This is a genomic window from Nitrosospira sp. Nsp13 (assembly GCF_900101945.1).
Taxonomy (GTDB): domain Bacteria; phylum Pseudomonadota; class Gammaproteobacteria; order Burkholderiales; family Nitrosomonadaceae; genus Nitrosospira; species Nitrosospira multiformis_D.
Map to the genome: position 1 here is coordinate 86,632 of NZ_FMVD01000013.1, position 19,195 is coordinate 105,826.

20 protein-coding genes are annotated in these 19,195 nt (G+C 53.0%); 19 read left to right on the plus strand and 1 reads right to left on the minus strand.

Annotated features, from left to right (window positions below):
• The first annotated feature begins 78 nt into the window (after positions 1-78).
• The 18 genes from BLO43_RS13660 (at position 79) to tatC (ending at position 16,778) form a co-directional block, all read left to right on the plus strand.
• Positions 79-312 carry an FAD assembly factor SdhE gene (locus BLO43_RS13660; protein WP_090907535.1) on the plus strand — a complete coding sequence of 78 codons (234 nt, stop codon included), beginning with the start codon at positions 79-81 and terminating at the stop codon, positions 310-312.
• A 46-nt stretch (positions 313-358) separates the two neighbouring features.
• Entirely contained in the window at positions 359-1,660 is a 1,302-nt protein-coding gene (gltA, locus tag BLO43_RS13665; RefSeq protein ID WP_090907536.1) for a citrate synthase, read from the plus strand.
• Between the two features lie 52 nt (positions 1,661-1,712).
• Positions 1,713-4,574, plus strand: a complete 2,862-nt coding sequence (locus BLO43_RS13670; RefSeq protein WP_090907537.1) for a 2-oxoglutarate dehydrogenase E1 component — start codon at positions 1,713-1,715, stop codon at positions 4,572-4,574.
• A 15-nt stretch (positions 4,575-4,589) separates the two neighbouring features.
• Positions 4,590-5,825 (plus strand): 2-oxoglutarate dehydrogenase complex dihydrolipoyllysine-residue succinyltransferase, encoded by a 1,236-nt coding sequence (odhB, locus tag BLO43_RS13675; protein ID WP_090907538.1) that lies wholly within the window; start codon positions 4,590-4,592, stop codon positions 5,823-5,825.
• A gap of 80 nt (positions 5,826-5,905) precedes the next feature.
• Positions 5,906-7,351: a dihydrolipoyl dehydrogenase gene (lpdA, locus tag BLO43_RS13680; RefSeq protein ID WP_090907539.1), complete on the plus strand. Its 1,446-nt coding sequence runs from the start codon at positions 5,906-5,908 to the stop codon at positions 7,349-7,351.
• 240 nt (positions 7,352-7,591) lie between these two features.
• Positions 7,592-8,260 carry an ATP phosphoribosyltransferase gene (gene hisG, locus BLO43_RS13685; protein ID WP_090907540.1) on the plus strand — a complete coding sequence of 223 codons (669 nt, stop codon included), beginning with the start codon at positions 7,592-7,594 and terminating at the stop codon, positions 8,258-8,260.
• Positions 8,261-8,269: 9 nt separating this feature from the next.
• Positions 8,270-9,589, plus strand: a complete 1,320-nt coding sequence (hisD, locus tag BLO43_RS13690) for a histidinol dehydrogenase (RefSeq protein ID WP_175443965.1) — start codon at positions 8,270-8,272, stop codon at positions 9,587-9,589.
• 3 nt (positions 9,590-9,592) lie between these two features.
• On the plus strand, positions 9,593-10,684 hold the full coding sequence (gene hisC / locus BLO43_RS13695; protein WP_090907541.1) for a histidinol-phosphate transaminase: 1,092 nt from the start codon (positions 9,593-9,595) through the stop codon (positions 10,682-10,684).
• Positions 10,685-10,725: 41 nt separating this feature from the next.
• The gene (hisB, locus tag BLO43_RS13700; protein WP_090907542.1) at positions 10,726-11,313 is read left to right on the plus strand and encodes an imidazoleglycerol-phosphate dehydratase HisB; all 588 of its coding nucleotides are present in this window, start codon (positions 10,726-10,728) and stop codon (positions 11,311-11,313) included.
• 39 nt (positions 11,314-11,352) lie between these two features.
• Positions 11,353-12,021 carry an imidazole glycerol phosphate synthase subunit HisH gene (gene hisH / locus BLO43_RS13705; RefSeq protein WP_090907543.1) on the plus strand — a complete coding sequence of 223 codons (669 nt, stop codon included), beginning with the start codon at positions 11,353-11,355 and terminating at the stop codon, positions 12,019-12,021.
• A 54-nt stretch (positions 12,022-12,075) separates the two neighbouring features.
• The gene (gene hisA, locus BLO43_RS13710; RefSeq protein WP_074633683.1) at positions 12,076-12,846 is read left to right on the plus strand and encodes a 1-(5-phosphoribosyl)-5-[(5-phosphoribosylamino)methylideneamino]imidazole-4-carboxamide isomerase; all 771 of its coding nucleotides are present in this window, start codon (positions 12,076-12,078) and stop codon (positions 12,844-12,846) included.
• Positions 12,847-12,942: 96 nt separating this feature from the next.
• Entirely contained in the window at positions 12,943-13,719 is a 777-nt protein-coding gene (gene hisF / locus BLO43_RS13715) for an imidazole glycerol phosphate synthase subunit HisF (RefSeq protein ID WP_090907544.1), read from the plus strand.
• Positions 13,720-13,757: 38 nt separating this feature from the next.
• Complete coding sequence (gene hisI / locus BLO43_RS13720) at positions 13,758-14,147, plus strand: phosphoribosyl-AMP cyclohydrolase (protein ID WP_090907545.1); 390 nt, start codon at positions 13,758-13,760, stop codon at positions 14,145-14,147.
• Positions 14,144-14,470, plus strand: a complete 327-nt coding sequence (locus tag BLO43_RS13725) for a phosphoribosyl-ATP diphosphatase (RefSeq protein WP_090907546.1) — start codon at positions 14,144-14,146, stop codon at positions 14,468-14,470. Before hisI ends, BLO43_RS13725 begins: the two co-directional genes overlap by 4 nt.
• A gap of 2 nt (positions 14,471-14,472) precedes the next feature.
• A complete protein-coding gene (locus BLO43_RS13730; protein WP_090907547.1) occupies positions 14,473-14,826 on the plus strand; it encodes a histidine triad nucleotide-binding protein in 354 nt (117 codons plus the stop codon).
• Between the two features lie 11 nt (positions 14,827-14,837).
• Positions 14,838-15,065: a Sec-independent protein translocase subunit TatA gene (tatA, locus tag BLO43_RS13735; RefSeq protein ID WP_074633698.1), complete on the plus strand. Its 228-nt coding sequence runs from the start codon at positions 14,838-14,840 to the stop codon at positions 15,063-15,065.
• A 90-nt stretch (positions 15,066-15,155) separates the two neighbouring features.
• Entirely contained in the window at positions 15,156-15,587 is a 432-nt protein-coding gene (tatB, locus tag BLO43_RS13740; protein WP_090907548.1) for a Sec-independent protein translocase protein TatB, read from the plus strand.
• A gap of 390 nt (positions 15,588-15,977) precedes the next feature.
• Positions 15,978-16,778 carry a twin-arginine translocase subunit TatC gene (tatC, locus tag BLO43_RS13745; RefSeq protein ID WP_090907549.1) on the plus strand — a complete coding sequence of 267 codons (801 nt, stop codon included), beginning with the start codon at positions 15,978-15,980 and terminating at the stop codon, positions 16,776-16,778.
• Between the two features lie 58 nt (positions 16,779-16,836).
• On the opposite strand, the gene BLO43_RS13750 is transcribed toward tatC, so the two are convergent.
• On the minus strand, positions 16,837-18,024 hold the full coding sequence (locus tag BLO43_RS13750) for a S1C family serine protease (protein ID WP_090907550.1): 1,188 nt from the start codon (positions 18,022-18,024) through the stop codon (positions 16,837-16,839).
• 58 nt (positions 18,025-18,082) lie between these two features.
• On the opposite strand from BLO43_RS13750, the gene BLO43_RS13755 reads away from it, so the two are divergent.
• Positions 18,083-18,832, plus strand: coding sequence for a Nif3-like dinuclear metal center hexameric protein (locus BLO43_RS13755; RefSeq protein WP_090907551.1), 750 nt, complete (start codon positions 18,083-18,085; stop codon positions 18,830-18,832).
• Positions 18,833-19,195: the final 363 nt, after the last annotated feature.

Below are 19,195 nucleotides of genomic sequence, written 5' to 3' on the forward strand. Positions count from 1 at the left end.
CGCGATGATTCGAATAGATTCTTTGTGTCACTTGATCTTCCCCTTCAGGGTGAGTTCGCCACACCTGCCGGATTTAGGATGAAAGAACAAGAACGTGCCCGCTGGCGGTGCCGGCGAGGTTTACTGGAACTTGACATCGTGCTGCAATACTTTATGGATGAGCATTACGCCCGGCTGGACGAAACAGAATTACGGCAATTTGAAACCTTGCTGGATCTCCCTGACAATGACTTGTGGGAAATGATCGCATTGAGGAAAGAAGCGGAGGATAGAAGCCTGCAACCTGTACTTCGCCTTTTGCAGACGATTTAATTTCATCGCGGTTTTAAACAAGGATAACGAAATAGTGGAGAACAAGATGGAGCAAAAACGTAAAGCGACTCTCAATCTGGATAATGGCGGTCAGCCGCTTGAGTTTCCCATCATGTCCGGAAGTATGGGACCGGACGTCGTAGATATTCGCACCCTGCACGCCAAGAGTGGTGTATTTACTTATGATCCTGGCTTTCTTTCCACCGCCAGCAGTAGTTCAAAAATAACCTTTATCGATGGCGACAAAGGCATTCTGCTTTATCGCGGATATCCGATCGAACAGTTGGCCAAGCGATGCGACTTCATGGAAGTATGTTATTTGCTGATGAATGGAGAATTGCCGACCAGAAACGAGAAGGTATCATTCGACAAAACTATCAAGGAACACACGATGGTGCATGAGCAACTGGCGCGGTTCTACACCGGGTTCCGCCGCGATGCTCATCCCATGGCAGTGATGGTGGGAGTGGTCGGTGCGTTATCGGCGTTTTATCACGATGCGATGGATATTTCCGATGCCTCGCACCGCGAGCTGTCCGCATTTCGCCTGGTAGCGAAATTGCCGACTATTACCGCAATGACCTATAAATACAACATCGGCCAGCCTTTCATCTATCCGCGTAATAACCTTAATTATGCGGAAAATTTCATGCACATGATGTTCGCCACGCCCGCCGAGGAATATAAACCGAACCCGGTATTGGCGCGAGCACTGGATCGTATTCTGATTCTGCATGCCGACCACGAGCAGAATGCCTCTACTTCCACCGTGCGGCTTGCGGGTTCCAGCGGTGCAAATCCGTTTGCCTGTATTTCCGCCGGTATTGCCTGCCTCTGGGGTCCCGCGCATGGCGGAGCAAATGAAGCCTGCCTCAATATGCTGGAAGAAATCGGCGATGATTCACGCATCGGTGAATATATTGATCGTGCTAAAGACAAAAACGACCCTTTCCGATTGGTGGGTTTTGGCCACCGGGTATACAAGAATTTTGACCCGCGCGCAAAATTGATGCGCGAAACCTGCCATGAGGTATTGAGCGAACTGGGACTGCATGACGACCGTTTGTTCAAGCTGGCGCTGAAATTGGAGAAAATCGCGCTGGAGGATGAGTATTTTATTTCCCGGAAACTCTACCCCAATGTCGATTTTTACTCAGGCATCGTGCAGCGTGCATTGGGCATTCCCGTCTCCATGTTCACCGCCATATTTACCATGGCGCGCACAGTGGGGTGGATTGCGCAGTGGAGTGAAATGATCTCCGATCCCGATTACAAGATAGGACGCCCGCGGCAGCTTTATACCGGCGCGGTCACCCGGGATGTAGTGCCGATCGCTTTACGCAAGTGATCTGGCATATCTGACGCTGGTGGATGTTTATCAAACGATGGAATCCAGCCCCATGATAAAGCAGCTATTCGAAGATTCTCCCTTGTTCGGCGCGAATGCGCCGTTCATTGAAGGGCTTTACGAAGATTATCTGCAAAATCCCGAATCAGTTCCATCGGAATGGCATCACTATTTTGATAAATTACGCGCAGCGGCAAAACCGGCTTTGGAGCGGGATTTCCAGGATGTGCCGCATGGCCCGGTAATTGAATCATTTTTCCGCCTGGCAAATGAGCGCTCATATCGAGGCATGCGGGATACTGCCTGGGAACCGGCACCGGACAAGGATGATTTTGCTTCGGAGCGAAAACAGATTTCGGTATTGCAGTTAATCAATGCCTATCGTTTTCTCGGCGTGCGCCATGCCAATCTCGATCCCCTCAAACACCAAGAAAAACCATACATTGCCGAACTCAATCCTGGTCACTACGGATTAACCGAATCAGACCTGGACACTATTTTTGGTACGGGTTCCCTGATCGGTCCGGCCCGTGCCTCGCTGCGGGAAATTCTTGAGGTATTGCAACAAACCTATTGCGGCAGTATCGGCGTCGAATATATGTACATTACCGATACCGAACAGAAACGCTGGATACAAAATCGCATTGAGGGTCCGCGCGCCCAACCCGACTACTCCGCTGAATACAAGCGCCATATTCTGGAGCGCCTGAATGCGGCGGAAGGACTGGAAAAGTATCTGCACACACGCTATGTCGGCCAGAAACGCTTCTCCGGCGAGGGTGGCGAAAGCCTGATTCCACTATTGGATAACTTGCTGCAACGCGCCGGCAAGATGGGCGTGCAGCAGATAGTCATCGGCATGGCGCACCGCGCGCGGCTTAACGTGTTGGTCAACACGTTGGGTAAAGTGCCCGCTGATCTGTTCCAGGAATTCGAAGGCAAACAACCACAAGAACTGACCGAAGGCGACGTCAAATATCACCAGGGCTTTTCCTCGGCGGTATCCACGCCGGGCGGGATCATGCGCTTGACATTGGCGTTTAATCCCTCCCATCTGGAAATCGTGAACCCGGTGGTAGAGGGCTCGGTACGCGCCCGTCAACACCGCTTGCAGGACAGGGAAGGCAATCTGGTGTTGCCTGTGCTGCTGCATGGCGATGCCGCCTACTCCGCCCAAGGTGTGGTGATGGAAACCCTGAATCTCTCGCAGACGCGCGGTTATGGTACGGGCGGCACAGTGCATATCATCATCAATAACCAGATTGGTTTCACAACCTCTGACCCGAGGGATGCCCGCTCCACGCTCTATTGCACCGATGTATCAAAAATGATCGAGGCGCCGGTTCTTCACGTCAATGGCGACGATCCCGAAGCGGTCATCATGGCGGCGGAAATCGCGCTTGATTTCCGGATGAAATTCCATCGGGACGTGGTCGTGGATATGGTCTGTTTCCGTACGCTCGGCCATAACGAACAGGACGAACCGATGGTGACCCAGCCATTGATGTACAAGATTATCAGTCGCCATCCCGGTACGCGTAAACTCTATGCCAATAAATTGGAGGCGGAAGGTACCATCAATGCCGGTGAGGCTGAGCAGATGGCAAAGGCCTATCGCGACGACATGGATGCGGGCCGCAATCCCAACAAAACCATCCTTTATGAGTACAAGTCGCCCAAGGCGGTGGACTGGACGCCTTTTTTGAAGAATGACAAATGGAATGCAAAGGTGAAGACCGGATTGCCGGGAGCGGAATTACGGAATCTGGCGGAACGGCTGACCGATATTCCCGCCAAATTCAAATTGCATTCGCGTGTGGAAAAGATTATCGCCGACCGCCGCTTGATGGGTGAAGGAAAACTGCCGCTGGATTGGGGAATGGCCGAAAATCTCGCCTATGCAGCACTTCTGAAAGATGGCTTCCCTATACGCATTTCGGGCCAGGATTCGGGACGTGGAACCTTCTTCCACCGTCATGCGGTGCTGCATGACCAGAACCGGGAACGATGGGATGAGGGCACCTATGTGCCATTGCGCCATATTGCGCCGGGACAACCGGATTTCGTGATAATCGATTCCGTATTGTCGGAAGAAGCGGTACTCGGTTTCGAATACGGCTACGCGACCGCGGAACCGGATGAACTGGTGGTATGGGAAGCACAATTTGGCGATTTCACCAATGGCGCGCAGGTAGTAATAGATCAGTTCATTGCTTCCGGTGAGGCCAAGTGGGGACGGCTATGCGGTCTGGTATTGATGCTACCGCACGGCTACGAAGGACAAGGACCGGAACACTCTTCGGCACGTCTGGAACGTTATCTGCAACTCTGTGCGGAATATAATATCCAGGTGTGCGTTCCTTCCACGCCGGCACAGATGTTCCACGTGTTGCGACGGCAGATGATCCGCCCGCTGCGTAAACCGCTTGTCATCATGAGTCCCAAGAGTCTGCTGCGCCATAAGGAATCGATATCGAGTCTTGCGGAACTCGCCGATGGTAATTTTCAGAATGTGATTCCAGAAACTCAGAAGCTTGATCCGTATAATGTACGTCGCATTATCGCCTGCTGTGGCAAGGTATATTACGATCTGTTGGCATACCGCAGGGAGCATCAAATCGAAGATGTCGCGATTATTCGTATAGAGCAGTTGTACCCGTTTCCACATGATGATTTTCAGACTGAAATCGATCGCTATCCACAGGCCAGAGATATCCTCTGGTGCCAGGAAGAACCTGGCAACCAGGGAGCGTGGCACCGCATCCAGCACTACCTGATGCGGCACAAACGGCCGGAACAGGTTTTAGGCTACGCATTGCGTGTGTCCTCGGCGTCCCCGGCGGTGGGATACCTGGCGAAGCACAATTTCCAGCAGAAGGAATTGGTGGCTGCGGCGTTTCGCGAAAAAATTTAACCAGGAGGTTGGTCCATGCTAGTCGAAGTCAAAGTTCCGGTGCTATCCGAATCGGTGGCGGAAGCCACGCTGCTTTCCTGGCACAAGAAAGCGGGGGAACATGTTGACCGCGACGAAAATCTGATCGATATCGAAACTGATAAAGTCGTACTGGAATTGCCAGCACCCGCCTCGGGAGTACTGGCCAAAATTATCAAGGACGATGGAGCAACGGTGGGGGGGGGTGAAATCATTGCCACCATAGATACCGAGGCTGCGGGGGCATCACCTGCGGCCGTATCTGCCTCGCCAGCATCATCGACTACGGAACCTGCCCCAGTCACCGACGCCGATGCAACGTCAGCCCCGGCGATGATGCCCGCCGCCCGGAATCTGGCGGCGCAGGCCAACCTTGGAATCGAAGAAATCAGCTCGATCAAGGGCAGCGGGCGTGACGGCCGTATCACCAAGGAGGATGTGGCGGCACATATGAAAAGCAAGCCTTCACCGTCTCCCGCAGCCCCATTATCCCCGCCGCCTTCCGTTACAGCTGTGCCCGCGCTTGGCGGTGATCGGCCCGAGCAACGGGTGCCCATGTCGCGGTTACGGGCGCGCATCGCCGAGCGTCTCGTGCAGTCTCAATCCACTGCCGCGATACTGACCACATTCAACGAAGTCAATATGCAAGCGATCATGGACTTGCGCGCCCGCTATAAAGATAAATTCGAGAAAGAGCACGGCGTCAAGCTCGGCCTCACGTCGTTTTTTGTCAAGGCGGCGGTTGCTGCGCTGAAAAAATTCCCCATCGTCAACGCCTCGGTGGATGGAAACGATATCATCTACCACGGCTATTTCGATATTGGTATTGCCGTAAGCAGTCCGCGCGGCCTGGTGGTCCCTATTATCCGCGACGCCGATTCCTTAACGCAGGCCGGGATTGAACGGCAAATTGCCGATTTCGGCAAACGCGCCATGGATGGCAAGCTGACCATTGAAGAATTGACAGGTGGGACCTTCTCAATTACCAATGGCGGCGTATTCGGCTCGATGCTCTCCACACCCATCATTAACCCGCCGCAAAGCGCCATTCTTGGCATTCATGCGACAAAGGATCGTCCCGTGGCCGAAAATGGCCAGGTAGTGATTCGTCCGATGACCTACCTCGCTCTCTCTTACGATCACCGGATCATTGATGGGCGCGAAGCGGTACTTTCGCTGGTGGCAATGAAAGAGGCGCTGGAATATCCGATGAGTCCGTTGCTGGAAACCTGATGCGCCGGTAACGTTTCACTTTTGCGAAGCCGTATTCTTATGGTTCATTTTTTATTTTTTATTTTTTATAAAGTGCCAGCATGTCCCAATCTTTTGATGTAGCGGTAATCGGCGCCGGTCCCGGCGGCTATGTGGCGGCCATCCGTTGTGCCCAACTGGGCCTTAATACTGTTTGCATAGACGAGTGGAAGAATCCCCTAGGCAAAGCCAGCCTCGGCGGCACCTGCCTGAACGTCGGCTGCATTCCCTCCAAGGCGCTGCTGGAATCATCGGAGAATTACGAGCGGGCCGCACATAAATTCGCAGCGCACGGGATCAAGGTGGAAGGCCTGTCCGTGGATGTTCCCACAATGATGTCCCGCAAGGATAAAATCGTCGCGGCCTTCACTGGCGGCGTTGCCATGCTGCTCAAGAAAAACAAGGTGACGTCGATGAATGGACGTGGCTCATTGCTCAAGAGCAGTAAATATGATGATGGCAACACGCTCTGGCAAATCGAAGTGAAAAATGGGGATAAGGTCGACACCGTCGAGGCGAAACATATCATCATCGCCACGGGTTCGACACCGCGCCAATTGCCGTTTGCGCCGGTGGACAATGAGCGGATACTGGACAATGCCGGCGCATTGGCGCTGACGGAAACACCAAAACGGCTGGGCGTGATTGGCGCGGGCGTGATCGGCCTGGAAATGGGCAGCGTGTGGCGGCGGCTCGGTTCGGAAGTCACCATCCTTGAAGCGCTACCGGGATTTCTTATGGCCGCCGACGAGCAAGTGGCAAAGGAAGCAAAAAAAATCTTTGCCAAAGAAACAGGGTTGGTAATACAAACAGGTATCAAGATCAGCGGGATCAAAACCGGGGAAGCCATCACGGTGGAATATGCGGACGCCGAGGGCAAAGCACAACAACTGGAAATCGACAAACTGATCGTCGCGGTCGGCCGGGTTCCCAACACCACTGGCCTGGGTGTGGAAAATGTCGGGCTGAAAATGGATGGCCGCGGTTACATTGAGGTGGACAGCCATTGCCGTACCAATCTGCCGAACATATATGCCGTGGGTGATGTGGTACGCGGACCAATGCTGGCGCATAAGGCGTCCGAAGAAGGCGTCGCGGTAGCCGAAACCATCGCGGGTCGGGCTGGGCACGTGAATCTCGACACCATTCCCTGGGTGATCTATACCTCACCCGAGATTGCCTGGGTAGGCAAGACTGAACAGGAATTGAAAACTGCGGGTATTCAATATAAAGCGGGACAATTTCCCTTCATGGCAAATGGACGTGCGCGCGCACTGGGTGAAACAGGTGGCTTCGTCAAAGTGCTCGCGGACGCGAATACCGACTGCATCCTTGGCATCCACATGATCGGCCCTTATGTCTCCGAAATGATCGCCGAAGCGGTGGTGGCAATGGAATTCGCGGCCAGCAGCGAGGATATCGCGCGCATCGTTCATGCCCATCCCTCATTGTCGGAAGTCTTGCACGAAGCGGCACTGGGAGTGGATAAGCGGGCAATACATATATAAACTGGGCTGTGAGGCTGCATTCCCGCCGCCCAGGCCTTCACTTTCCTTCTCCCTTTGTGGCAGCGTAGCGACATCGAATTACCCAACTTGATCATTAACAAGTACTATTTTAACAGTGGACTCCGCATCGGATTTGTTCAGGGGCCTTTTAAATCTTGCATAGCCACCGAATCTTTCAATGTTCTTCAGCAAGCCTGGTGTAGCTGCTTTGGGGTAAAATAGGTTTTTTACGGATTCCCTATGGCCAGCATCACCATTGCCCTTTCCAAGGGCCGCATTTTTGACGATACCGCGCCGCTGTTGAAAGCGGCGGGTGTTGTCGCGCTGGACGACCCTGAGACATCACGTAAGCTGATCCTCGCCACCAATCGCGATAACATACGGCTTATTATCGTGCGCGCTTCAGACGTGCCGACTTATGTGCAATACGGCGCAGCGGATATGGGTATCGCCGGCAAGGATGTGTTGCTGGAGCATGGCGGTTCAGGGCTTTATCAGCCACTGGATTTGCATATCGCCCGCTGCCGCATGATGGTGGCGGTACGCGACGACTTCGATTACGAATCCGCTGTACGCCGGGGGGCGCGGCTGCGGGTCGCGACCAAGTACTTACATACAGCGCGTGAGCACTTCGCCGAAAAGGGTATGCATGTGGATCTCATCAAACTCTACGGCTCGATGGAGCTTGCGCCGCTGGTAGGGTTGGCGGACGCAATTGTCGATCTGGTTTCCAGTGGGAATACGCTGAAGGCTAATCATCTTAAGGCGGTGGAAGAGATCATGCCCATTTCGGCCCGGCTGATCATCAACCAGGCGGCATTGAAACTGAAACGGGCGACCATACAACCGATGCTGGATGCATTCTCAGCGGCAATCGCGCAATGTGAAGAAACAACGGCACAACCATAATTCCTTCCTATGATTCAGATCAAGAAATTATCTTCCGCCGATGCCGGCTTCCATGCGGCGTTGGAGAAACTGCTGGCCTTTGAGGACGCGCACGATGCGGCGGTAGACGTGACAGTTGCCGACATTCTCAAGGATATCAAAAAGCGCGGTGATGAAGCGCTGCTGGAATACACGCACCGCTTCGACCATCTGGACGCAAACTCGGTGGCGGAGCTTGAGTTGCCCCGGAGCTCCTTGAAGCAGGCTCTGCAGGGTCTGCCCGCGAATCAACGTAATGCGCTGGAACAGGCTGCCGTACGGGTACGCGCCTACCACGAAAAGCAGTTGGCCCAGTCCTGGAGTTATACGGAACCTGACGGTACGCTGCTGGGCCAGAAAATAACCCCTCTCAGCCGCGTCGGGTTATATGTTCCCGGCGGCAAGGCATCCTATCCTTCGTCGGTGTTGATGAACGCAATTCCCGCCAAGGTAGCGGGGGTCAGCGAACTTATCATGGTGACACCCACTCCCGGTGGAGAAAAAAATAATCTGGTACTGGCTGCAGCCGCGATTTGCGAGGTGGACCGGCTGTTTACCATTGGCGGCGCTCAGGCTGTCGGGGCATTGGCCTACGGCACCGGAACTGTGCCGCGCGTGGACAAGATCGTCGGGCCAGGCAATGAGTATGTGGCGGCGGCCAAGCGCCGCGTATTTGGCGTAGTAGGCATCGATATGGTAGCGGGCCCATCCGAAATCCTGGTGATTTGCGATGGCAAGACCGATCCTGACTGGATTGCTATGGATCTGTTTTCGCAAGCAGAACATGATGAGCTGGCCCAGGCAATCCTGCTTTCTCCCGACGCTGCTTTTATCGACGCAGTGGTGGAAAGTATTGCACGACAGCTGGAAACAATGCCACGCAAGGCAGTTATCCGTGCCTCGCTGGAAAATCGCGGTGCCCTGATTCAGGTAAAAGACCTGGATGAAGCCTGTGCCATCGCGAATCACGTGGCACCGGAGCACCTGGAGTTATCAGTCGAACAGCCGGAAAAGTGGGTGGATAAAATCAACCATGCCGGTGCGATTTTCCTGGGGCGCTACACTTCCGAGGCACTTGGTGATTACTGCGCCGGCCCCAATCATGTGCTGCCTACTTCCCGTACCGCGCGCTTTTCATCACCATTGGGCGTGTATGATTTCCAGAAACGCAGCAGCCTCATCCAGGTGTCGGAGCAAGGCGCAGCAAAGCTCGGCGCGATTGCTTCAATCCTGGCCCATGGAGAAGGTCTGCAAGCCCATGCGATGTCGGCGGAATATCGATTCATGAACAGGACTGACATACAAGATTAAAAAATGTCCAGATCGCCTGATCAGGTTATCCGCCCCGAAATTCTCGCGCTGTCCGCCTATCACGTGCCACCTGCAAGCGGCATGGTGAAACTGGATGCGATGGAGAATCCCTACACGCTGCCGCCGGAACTAAGGGAGGAAATCGCACAGCTTGCGGCCAGTGCACCGATCAATCGCTATCCCGATGCGGGTGCTGCTTCGCTCAAGGCCGCGCTGCGGGAAGCGCTGGCGATTCCCGACGGGATGGACATCATGCTGGGCAATGGTTCGGACGAGATCATCCAGATTATCGCCTTGGCTTTTGCCAGACCTGGAGCAATATTGATGAGTGTCGAGCCCGCATTCGTCATGTTCCGTATGATTGCCACTTTCACAGGAATGGGTTATGCGGGCGTGCCGCTGAGAGCCGATTTTTCACTCGATGTGGACGCGATGCTGACCGCCATCGCGCGGCAACAGCCAGCGGTTATTTTTATTGCTTATCCTAATAACCCCACTGGCAACCTGTTTGACGCCGACGCAGTCTCGCGTATTATTGAAGCTGCTCCCGGCGTAGTCGTGGTGGATGAAGCCTACCATGCTTTCGCCGATGCAAGTTTTATGGATAAGCTGGTGCAGTACCCCAATCTGCTGTTGATGCGCACCCTTTCCAAGCTGGGACTGGCTGGTTTAAGGTTGGGACTCCTGGCCGGAAGACCGGAATGGTTGAGTCAGCTTGAAAAGCTGCGTTTGCCGTATAATGCAGGAATCTTCACTCAGTTGATTGCGGAAAAAGTATTACAGTATCCTGGTATCCTGCTGCAACAGGCCGAAGCGATCAAGACAGAACGGACGGTGATGAGTAAACGTCTGGTGGCGCTGGATGGTGTTGAGGTTTTTCCGACGGATGCGAATTTTATCCTGTTCCGCATGACCCAAGGGCATAAAGCCGGTAAAGTGTTTCAGGAGCTTAAAAAGCACGGCATCTTGATCAAGAATCTTGATGGTTCCCATCCGTTATTGAAAAACTGCCTGCGCGTGACAGTGGGAACACCTGCTGAAAACGTGCAATTTTTGGAAGCGCTACAGGCCTCGCTTAAGACAAATCTCACTTAAGACAGCTCTCACTTAAGAACCCCAGCAACTAAATTACCCCCATGCGTCAGGCCCAAGTCACCCGTAATACCCTGGAAACCCAGATCAGCGTCAAAGTCGATCTGGATGGAACCGGCAAGGCAGTACTGGATACCGGTGTGCCATTTCTCGACCATATGCTGGATCAGGTGGCGCGTCATGGCATGATAGACTTGGAGATTGCTGCCAAGGGAGATCTGCACATCGATGCCCATCACACCGTGGAAGATATTGGCATCACCCTTGGACAGGCACTCGCACAGGCTATCGAGGACAAGAAAGGTTTGCGTCGTTACGGCCACGCTTATGTACCGCTGGACGAAGCATTGTCACGCGTGGTGGTGGATTTCTCGGGACGCCCCGGACTGGAACTCAACATTGAGTTTGCCCGCGCACGCATCGGCGAATTTGACGTTGATTTGATAAATGAATTTTTCCAGGGCTTTGTCAACCATGCCATGGTGACGCTGCACATCGACAATCTATCGGGACGCAATGCCCATCATCAGGCGGAAACCGTATTCAAAGCGTTTGGCCGCGCGTTGCGCATGGCGATGGAACCCGATCCCCGTGCGGCAGGAATCATTCCATCCACCAAAGGCTCTTTGTAGCGTCCTCACTCCTTCTCATTGGCACGGTATGGGCACCACATGACTGATATTGCAATCGTTGATTACGGCATGGGTAACTTGCGCTCGGTGTCCAAAGCTCTGGAGCATGTAGCCCCGGATGCCTCCATTGTCATTACCGGCGACCCGGAGGTGGTACGGAAAGCCAATCGTGTGGTAGTACCCGGTCAGGGCGCGATGCCCGACTGCCTGCGCGAACTGGATGCACGCGGATTGCGCGAGGCGGTGCTGGATGCCGCCATCAATAAACCGTTTCTCGGTATTTGCATAGGCCTGCAAATGTTGTTCGAAAGCAGCGAGGAAGGCAATGTAAAAGGTCTGGGTATCGTATCCGGCAAGGTATTGCGCTTTCCTCCCACGGCGATGGTGGATGCAGATGGACAAAAACTCAAAGTGCCGCACATGGGCTGGAACCAGGTACATCAGGCTATCGATCACCCCTTGTGGGAAGGCATCCCCAACGACGCTCGCTTTTATTTTGTACACAGCTATTACGTTGAGACCACCAGCCCGGAGCCGGCGGCGGCCTATAGTCTTTATCCTTTTGCGTTTACTTGCGCGGTGGCAAAAGATAATATCTTTGCGGTCCAGTTTCACCCGGAAAAAAGCCATGAAGCAGGGTTGACGCTGCTGCGTAACTTCGTGCAATGGGAACCCGCTTCGCGCGCGGATAGTCAGGCACGGATGTAAACCTTTCTCTACGAATATCAAACCCAATCCTATATTTTTAAATCCTGATTCAAAATGCTTATCATTCCCGCAATAGATCTGAAAGATGGTCAGTGTGTACGTCTGAAACAAGGTGTAATGGAAGACGTCACAGTGTTCTCGGAAAATCCCGGCGCCATGGCCAGGCATTGGCTGGATCAGGGTGCGCGGCGACTGCATCTGGTGGATCTCAACGGTGCGTTTGCCGGCAGACCAAAGAATGAACTGGCCATTCGTGACATCGTCGAAGCCATCGGTGACGAGATCCCGACCCAGCTTGGCGGCGGCATACGCGATCTTGAAACTATCGAACGTTATCTCGACGATGGCATTACCTATATCATCATCGGCACCGCGGCGGTGAAGACGCCAGGGTTTCTGCATGACGCTTGTAACGCTTTTCCCGGTCATATCATGGTGGGGCTGGATGCCAAGGAGGGCAAGGTGGCCGTTAACGGCTGGTCCAAGGTCACCGGCCACGACGTGGTGGATCTTGCAAAAAAATTCGAGGATTATGGTGTCGAAGCGATCATCTACACAGATATCGGACGAGACGGCATGCTCAGCGGTGTCAATATCGAAGCCACGGTGGAACTCGCCCGGGCGCTCACTATTCCGGTCATTGCCAGTGGCGGCATCACCAATCTGGACGACATCAAAGCGCTCTGCGAGATTGAGTTGGAAGGCATCATGGGCGCAATCACGGGTCGCGCTATTTACGAAGGGGCTCTGGATTTCAAATCGGCACAAACGCTGGCGGATGATCTGAGTATAAGAATAAGGTCTGGCGATACGGCCTCTTCCTGATGAGACTTCAATAAATTACCGCCAAAACGGTAGAGCCAGGACAGGATCCTGTCTTCCATTTAACCGCACCTTCCGTATCTCGGTCTATTCCACACTATGGGTCTTGCCAAACGTATCATCCCCTGCCTTGACGTAACAAATGGACGCGTAGTCAAGGGCGTCAATTTCGTCGAACTCAGAGATGCGGGCGATCCCGTCGAGATATCGCGCCGTTACGACGAGCAGGGAGCGGATGAACTGACTTTTCTCGATATCACCGCCAGTTCTGATAATCGAGATTTGATTCTGCATATTATTGAAGAAGTCGCAGCCCAGGTATTCATTCCGTTAACCGTGGGCGGCGGGGTTCGTCAGGTGGAAGATGTTCGCAGGCTATTGAATGCCGGAGCCGATAAAGTCAGTATCAATACCTCTGCCGTGCAGAATCCCCAATTGGTGGCGGATGCCGCGGGCCGTTATGGCTCCCAGTGCATTGTAGTGGCGATAGATGCCAAACGGGTAAGCGGCATTGACACCGATACCCCGCAGTGGGAAGTATTCACCCACGGAGGACGTAAAGCTACCGGTCTGAATGTCATTGAATGGGCGAAAAAAATGCAATTACTGGGTGCGGGCGAGATATTGCTCACCAGCATGGATAAGGACGGTACCCGCGACGGGTTTGATCTGGCGCTTACTCGGGCGGTTTCGGATGCGGTGGATGTGCCGGTGATCGCAAGCGGCGGCGTAGGTAATCTGCATCATCTGGTGGAAGGAGTCCTGGAGGGCCACGCCGATGCCGTACTGGCCGCGAGTATTTTCCACTATGGCGAGTACACCGTGCGCCAGGCCAAAGCGTATATGGCGCAGCACGGTATTGAAGTACGGCTGTAATGGTAGAATGAAAATTCAATAACTTCCCAAGCATATCCATGTCAGACAATTGGCTCAACAAAGTAAACTGGTCCGAGGATGGGTTGGTGCAGGTAGTGACGCAGGAAGCCCTTAGCAATACGGTGCTGATGGTCGCATGGATGAATCGCGAGGCGCTGAAACTCACTGTGCAAACCAACGAGGCACATTATTGGTCACGTTCCCGCAAGAAACTCTGGCATAAAGGTGAAGAATCAGGGCATGTCCAAAAGGTGAAGGAAATCCGTCTGGATTGTGATGAGGATGTTCTGTTGCTGACAGTGGAACAAGTGGGCGGGATAGCCTGTCATACTGGCAGACATAATTGCTTTTTCAATAAACTGGACAATGGTCAGTGGGTGGTAGTTTCGCCAGTGATTAAAAGTCCTGAAGAGATCTATAAGAAATGACCGACCCAGCTATTCTTGATCGCCTGGCTGCAACTATCGAAGCCCGCAAGAGCGCCGACCCCTCGGCTTCTTATGTAGCGAGACTGCTGCACGAGGGGGAGGACAAGATCCTCAGAAAAATTGCGGAGGAGGCGGTAGAAATTCTGTTAGCCTCAAAAGACGGGGATAAGCAGCATATTGCGCGCGAGACGGCGGACCTATGGTTCCACTGCCTGGTGTTGCTGGCTCATCATGGCTTGGGACCGGACGATGTATTGAATGAATTGCTACGCCGGGAGGGAACCTCGGGGATAGATGAAAAAGCGTTACGGAAAATGGGGTAAATATGGAAAACTGTATTTTCTGCAAAATCGTACAGGGAGAGATCCCCAGTAAGAAAGTGTACGAGGATGCCGATGTTTTCGCGTTTCACGACATCCATCCTGCGGCACCGGTACATTTTATGCTGATTCCCAAATTGCATATCAATTCGCTTGCCGGCGTCGAAGACAAGCACCGCGATTTACTGGGTGACATGATGGTGCTGATACCCCGGCTGGCGAAGGAGCAGGGATGCACCGATGGCTTTCGTACGGTAATCAACACCGGGCGCGTGGGGGGGCAGGAGGTTTACCATTTGCATATTCACGTCATAGGCGGCAGGGATCGCTTGCCTGTCATGATTCCTCACCCGGGATAAAGGAGTAAATGATGGGATCATTCAGTATCTGGCACTGGCTGGTCGTTCTGATAATTGTTGTTCTGGTATTCGGCACCAGGAAACTTCGCAATCTCGGGAGTGATCTGGGCGGCGCCGTAAAAGGCTTCAAGGAAGGAATGAAAAATGCTGACGGAGAGGAAATATCACCACCACCCCAGCAAGCCGGCGGGCAAACCATTGAAGGCGAGATCAAGGACAAGACGCAAACAAAACTGTGACACGTGATCAGCAAAAGCAAAGGGATCGAGCATGACCGGATAGGTGTTTAATCGCTGCCTGCTATGTCTCACCGGTGATTCTCACAAAAAATGTTCGATATCAGTTTCACAGAGATTCTTGTTATAGCCGTTGTGGCACTGGTCGTCCTCGGCCCGGAAAGACTGCCCCAGGTGGCGCGTACTTTGGGACATTTGTTCGGGCGGGCTCAGCGTTATGTCAATAACGTCAAGAACGACATTCAGCAAGAAATGGAATTGGAAGAACTGAAGAAATTTAAAACTTCGGTACAGGAGGCTGCCCGTTCCATTGAGAATACAGTACGAACAGAAATAAACCAGTTTCAGGACATCGCAGCGGGCACAAAATCCGTCACTGCAACAGATCCCGTACTACCCGCCGAGAATATGGAGAAGACTGCTTCCTCATTCGACCCTCCCGGCGCTCCAGGCAACTCCATTCAACAGCCCGGCGGATCAAAGCTGGATTCGAATGATACGACTGGAATAGAGACGCACCGTTAGGCAATCAGCGTGAGAAATCAAAAAGGCGACGGGGCAAATGGTTGGCTCCCTTCGCGAGACGCCTGAAAATAAAGACCGCCCCGCAAAGCCATCATTGTGTTCCTTCCGGCAATCCCGAAGACCTGTTCAGAGAATCTTTATTAACCAGCGCGGCAAATACACATATCCGGCTGAGCCGGGACGGTATACTAGCGGTCTGTGGGACTTAACGAATCGAAGCAAATGGCTGGGCGAGGATAGATTTTGAAGCCAATAATTGTTCTTATTGGCTGAAAGAACAGCAAAACATGGAACGGCCAGAGCTTTTACAACTGGCTTCCACTGCCGATTTCCCTCAGTCCGACAGGCTACCAGGACAGTTATTCTACCCACCCCTTTTCACCGCACAGCATGAATGTCGACGAAACATTTATTTCGCATCTTGTGGAATTGCGCGCGAGGCTGCTGCGCATATTCGGCGGATTGATACTCGGTTTTTTACCCTGCGCCTATTACGCACGGGAACTCTACTCGTTGCTGGCGCAGCCTTTGCTGGAAAAACTTCCACAAGGCGGACAGATGATCGCCACCGAAGTTGTCACACCTTTTTTTGTGCCAATGAAGGTTGCCATGATGGCGGCTTTTATTATAACTCTGCCTCATACGCTCTATCAGGTGTGGGCATTTGTTGCGCCGGGATTGTATTCTCACGAAAAAAAACTGGTATTGCCACTGGTGTTTATCAGCAGTTTTCTGTTTATTTGCGGTATGGCATTTGCTTACTTTGCGGCCCTGCCCCTGGTATTTGAATTCATCACCCATTTCGCGCCACAAGGTGTGGCGGTGATGACTGATATCGGCAAGTATCTCGACTTTGTTCTAACGATGTTCATTGCCTTCGGTATAACGTTCGAAGTACCGATATTTGTGGTGATATTGGTCCGCATGGGAATCGTTTCAATCGAGAAGCTAAAAGAGGTACGGCGGTATGTTCTTGTTGGCGCATTCGTGGTCGGCGCGATATTCACGCCGCCCGACGTGGTTTCTCAATTTATGCTGGCCGTACCGCTTTATCTACTCTACGAACTGGGCATACTGGTAGCAGGTTTCATTACCCATCCGGCTTCAGGGTCGGCATTAATCTATCACCCGAATGACCAATCAGACAGCCTGAAAGCCCAGGGGGAAAACCAGGAAGAGAAAAACGGTTGAATCCCGCAATTCATGCACGAGCATCTTTTTTATTAATCAGTCGAATATTTCACAAGATTTATTCCATCCCATCCGGGTCCTGATACTGATCCTGGGGCATCGGCTTGGGTCGCTTACCAACGCTAATCTTGAGAGACTTCTCCGTCTGGTTGCGCATTACCGCAATATTGGCAGTTTTTCCTGGTGGCAATGCCGCGATCAGATCGAGCATTACGGATGAATCAGTGACCGCTTTGCCATCCACCGCCACAAGTATATCTCCAGGCTTCACCCCAGCCTGATCCGCGGGCCCATTCTTGAGAACCCCCGCGATTAACGCGCCATTGGTGTTGGGGCGCTTGAACGACTCCGCCAATTCCGGTGTCAAATCTTGTACCTCCACACCGATCCAGCCTCGTGTTACACCGCCCGTCTGAATGATCTGTTCCATTATTTGCCTGGCCACCTTGGTTGTAATGGCAAAGCCTATACCGAGTGATCCACCCGTGCGGGAGACAATCGCGGTATTGATACCGATCAGGTTGCCTGTGGTATCCACCAGCGCACCTCCTGAATTCCCGGGATTGATAGCGGCGTCGGTCTGGATGAAATTTTCAAAGGTGTTGATGCCCAGATGAGATCGCCCCAGCGCGCTGACGATACCCATGGTCACCGTCTGCCCCACGCCAAAAGGATTACCGATGGCAAGCACGATATCGCCCACCTTGGCATGGTCAGAGTGCCCGAAAGTCATCGTAGGCAACGCTTCCATATCCACCTTTACGACAGCAAGGTCGGTTTCCGGATCCGAGCCGATGACACGCGCTTTCGCCTTCCTGCCATCAGCCAGCGCAATCTCGATTTCGTCCGCCGCTTCTATGACATGATGATTGGTGAGAATATAGCCTTCAGGACTGACTATTACACCGGAGCCAAGACTTGATGCACGCCGGCTTTGGGACTCGAAGCGATCACCGAAGAAGCGACGGAACCTGGGATCTTCCATCAGTGGATGAGGGGATACCTTAATCTCCTTGCTGGTAAAGACATTCACCACGGAAGGCATGGCGATTTGGGCGGCCTCGCTGAAACTGCTGAATTTGGATCCTTCCCTGGGTACCCCATCGGAAGCGGCCTCCTTGATGGTTATCGTGGCGCCACGCTGCTGACTCCATGGCAAGAGTTCGGGCCGCAAGGTAGAAACGACGAACAACGCCGCAAGGACTATCGTTGCCGTTTGTGCGAAAATCAACCAGAGTTTGAGCATTTTTTAGGGTGCGGATTCTGAGATCAGGATTAAATGGGATAAAGACCAGGAAATATCAATGCAATTGGATGAGCTCGAAACCTATTTGAACCAACTTCTGGATGTCGCCCGTTTTCGCGATTATTGCCCAAATGGACTGCAAGTGGAAGGCCGAAGTGAAGTACGCAAGCTGGTCAGCGGTGTAACGGCCTCGTTCGATCTCCTGCAAGCGGCTGTAGCAGCCGGAGCCGACGCGGTGCTGGTACATCACGGTTATTTCTGGCACGGTGAGGATCAATGCCTGATCGGGATGAAACATCGCCGTATTGCGCTGCTGATGGCGCACCATATCAGCCTGCTCGCATATCATCTGCCACTGGACGCGCACCCGGAATTCGGCAACAACACCCAGCTCGCCCGCAGATTGAGTTTCGTCGAAACCAGCCGTTTCGGCGAGCAAAATATTGCCATGCAAGGTAATTTGTTGTCAGGGGCATCCACCCTGCAAGAGCTGCGGCTCAATATTGAATCTGCCCTGTCTCGAAAACCTCTGGTAATCGGGGATGATGCAAGATGGATACGGCGTATCGCCTGGTGCACGGGTGGCGCCCAGGATTATTTCGATGAGGCCATCCGTCTGGGAGTGGACGCGTTTCTTACAGGAGAAATTTCCGAGCGGAACGTGCATGCCGCACGCGAATCCGGCGTGGCATTTATTGCCGCGGGGCATCATGCCACCGAGCGTTACGGCGTACAGGAATTGGGGGAGCTTATATCCCGGAAATTTGGCGTTTCGCATCAATTCATTGATATCGACAGTCCGGTGTAAAACATGGCGCTCTGAATACTATGCAGGCTCCTATCTATAACCCCTAATTATGCGCACCGCTGAATGATGCCATCGCTCGATTTCTGCATGCCGTTTTCTTGACACACCATGGCTCCCGGGTTAGGCTAAACAGAAATCTTGGGTTATAATCAGGGTCATTATGGAAATCAGGGTAGACCTTTTTGTCTGATGGCGGAATAGTCTAGACGGATCCGGTTAATACCGCGGTCTAAGCCATAGTAGTATCAAAAAAACAATTAATACGGATAAGGAGAAGAGAGATGGTTGTCAAGCTTGGGCTGAGGCTCATAACGCTGACATGCGGGGCGCTGCTGGCGGCGTCTTCATGGGCGAACTTTCCCA

Excerpts from the sequence above, each read along its gene's own strand:
- BLO43_RS13660 (WP_090907535.1), top strand. The coding sequence starts at position 79 with ATGAAAGAACAAGAACGTGCCCGCTGGCGGTGCCGGCGAGGTTTACTG.
- gltA (WP_090907536.1), top strand. The coding sequence starts at position 359 with ATGGAGCAAAAACGTAAAGCGACTCTCAATCTGGATAATGGCGGTCAG.
- BLO43_RS13670 (WP_090907537.1), top strand. The coding sequence starts at position 1,713 with ATGATAAAGCAGCTATTCGAAGATTCTCCCTTGTTCGGCGCGAATGCG.
- odhB (WP_090907538.1), top strand. The coding sequence starts at position 4,590 with ATGCTAGTCGAAGTCAAAGTTCCGGTGCTATCCGAATCGGTGGCGGAA.
- lpdA (WP_090907539.1), top strand. The coding sequence starts at position 5,906 with ATGTCCCAATCTTTTGATGTAGCGGTAATCGGCGCCGGTCCCGGCGGC.
- hisG (WP_090907540.1), top strand. The coding sequence starts at position 7,592 with ATGGCCAGCATCACCATTGCCCTTTCCAAGGGCCGCATTTTTGACGAT.
- hisD (WP_175443965.1), top strand. The coding sequence starts at position 8,270 with ATGATTCAGATCAAGAAATTATCTTCCGCCGATGCCGGCTTCCATGCG.
- hisC (WP_090907541.1), top strand. The coding sequence starts at position 9,593 with ATGTCCAGATCGCCTGATCAGGTTATCCGCCCCGAAATTCTCGCGCTG.
- hisB (WP_090907542.1), top strand. The coding sequence starts at position 10,726 with ATGCGTCAGGCCCAAGTCACCCGTAATACCCTGGAAACCCAGATCAGC.
- hisH (WP_090907543.1), top strand. The coding sequence starts at position 11,353 with ATGACTGATATTGCAATCGTTGATTACGGCATGGGTAACTTGCGCTCG.
- hisA (WP_074633683.1), top strand. The coding sequence starts at position 12,076 with ATGCTTATCATTCCCGCAATAGATCTGAAAGATGGTCAGTGTGTACGT.
- hisF (WP_090907544.1), top strand. The coding sequence starts at position 12,943 with ATGGGTCTTGCCAAACGTATCATCCCCTGCCTTGACGTAACAAATGGA.
- hisI (WP_090907545.1), top strand. The coding sequence starts at position 13,758 with ATGTCAGACAATTGGCTCAACAAAGTAAACTGGTCCGAGGATGGGTTG.
- BLO43_RS13725 (WP_090907546.1), top strand. The coding sequence starts at position 14,144 with ATGACCGACCCAGCTATTCTTGATCGCCTGGCTGCAACTATCGAAGCC.
- BLO43_RS13730 (WP_090907547.1), top strand. The coding sequence starts at position 14,473 with ATGGAAAACTGTATTTTCTGCAAAATCGTACAGGGAGAGATCCCCAGT.
- tatA (WP_074633698.1), top strand. The coding sequence starts at position 14,838 with ATGGGATCATTCAGTATCTGGCACTGGCTGGTCGTTCTGATAATTGTT.
- tatB (WP_090907548.1), top strand. The coding sequence starts at position 15,156 with ATGTTCGATATCAGTTTCACAGAGATTCTTGTTATAGCCGTTGTGGCA.
- tatC (WP_090907549.1), top strand. The coding sequence starts at position 15,978 with ATGAATGTCGACGAAACATTTATTTCGCATCTTGTGGAATTGCGCGCG.
- BLO43_RS13750 (WP_090907550.1), bottom strand. The coding sequence starts at position 18,024 with ATGCTCAAACTCTGGTTGATTTTCGCACAAACGGCAACGATAGTCCTT.
- BLO43_RS13755 (WP_090907551.1), top strand. The coding sequence starts at position 18,083 with ATGCAATTGGATGAGCTCGAAACCTATTTGAACCAACTTCTGGATGTC.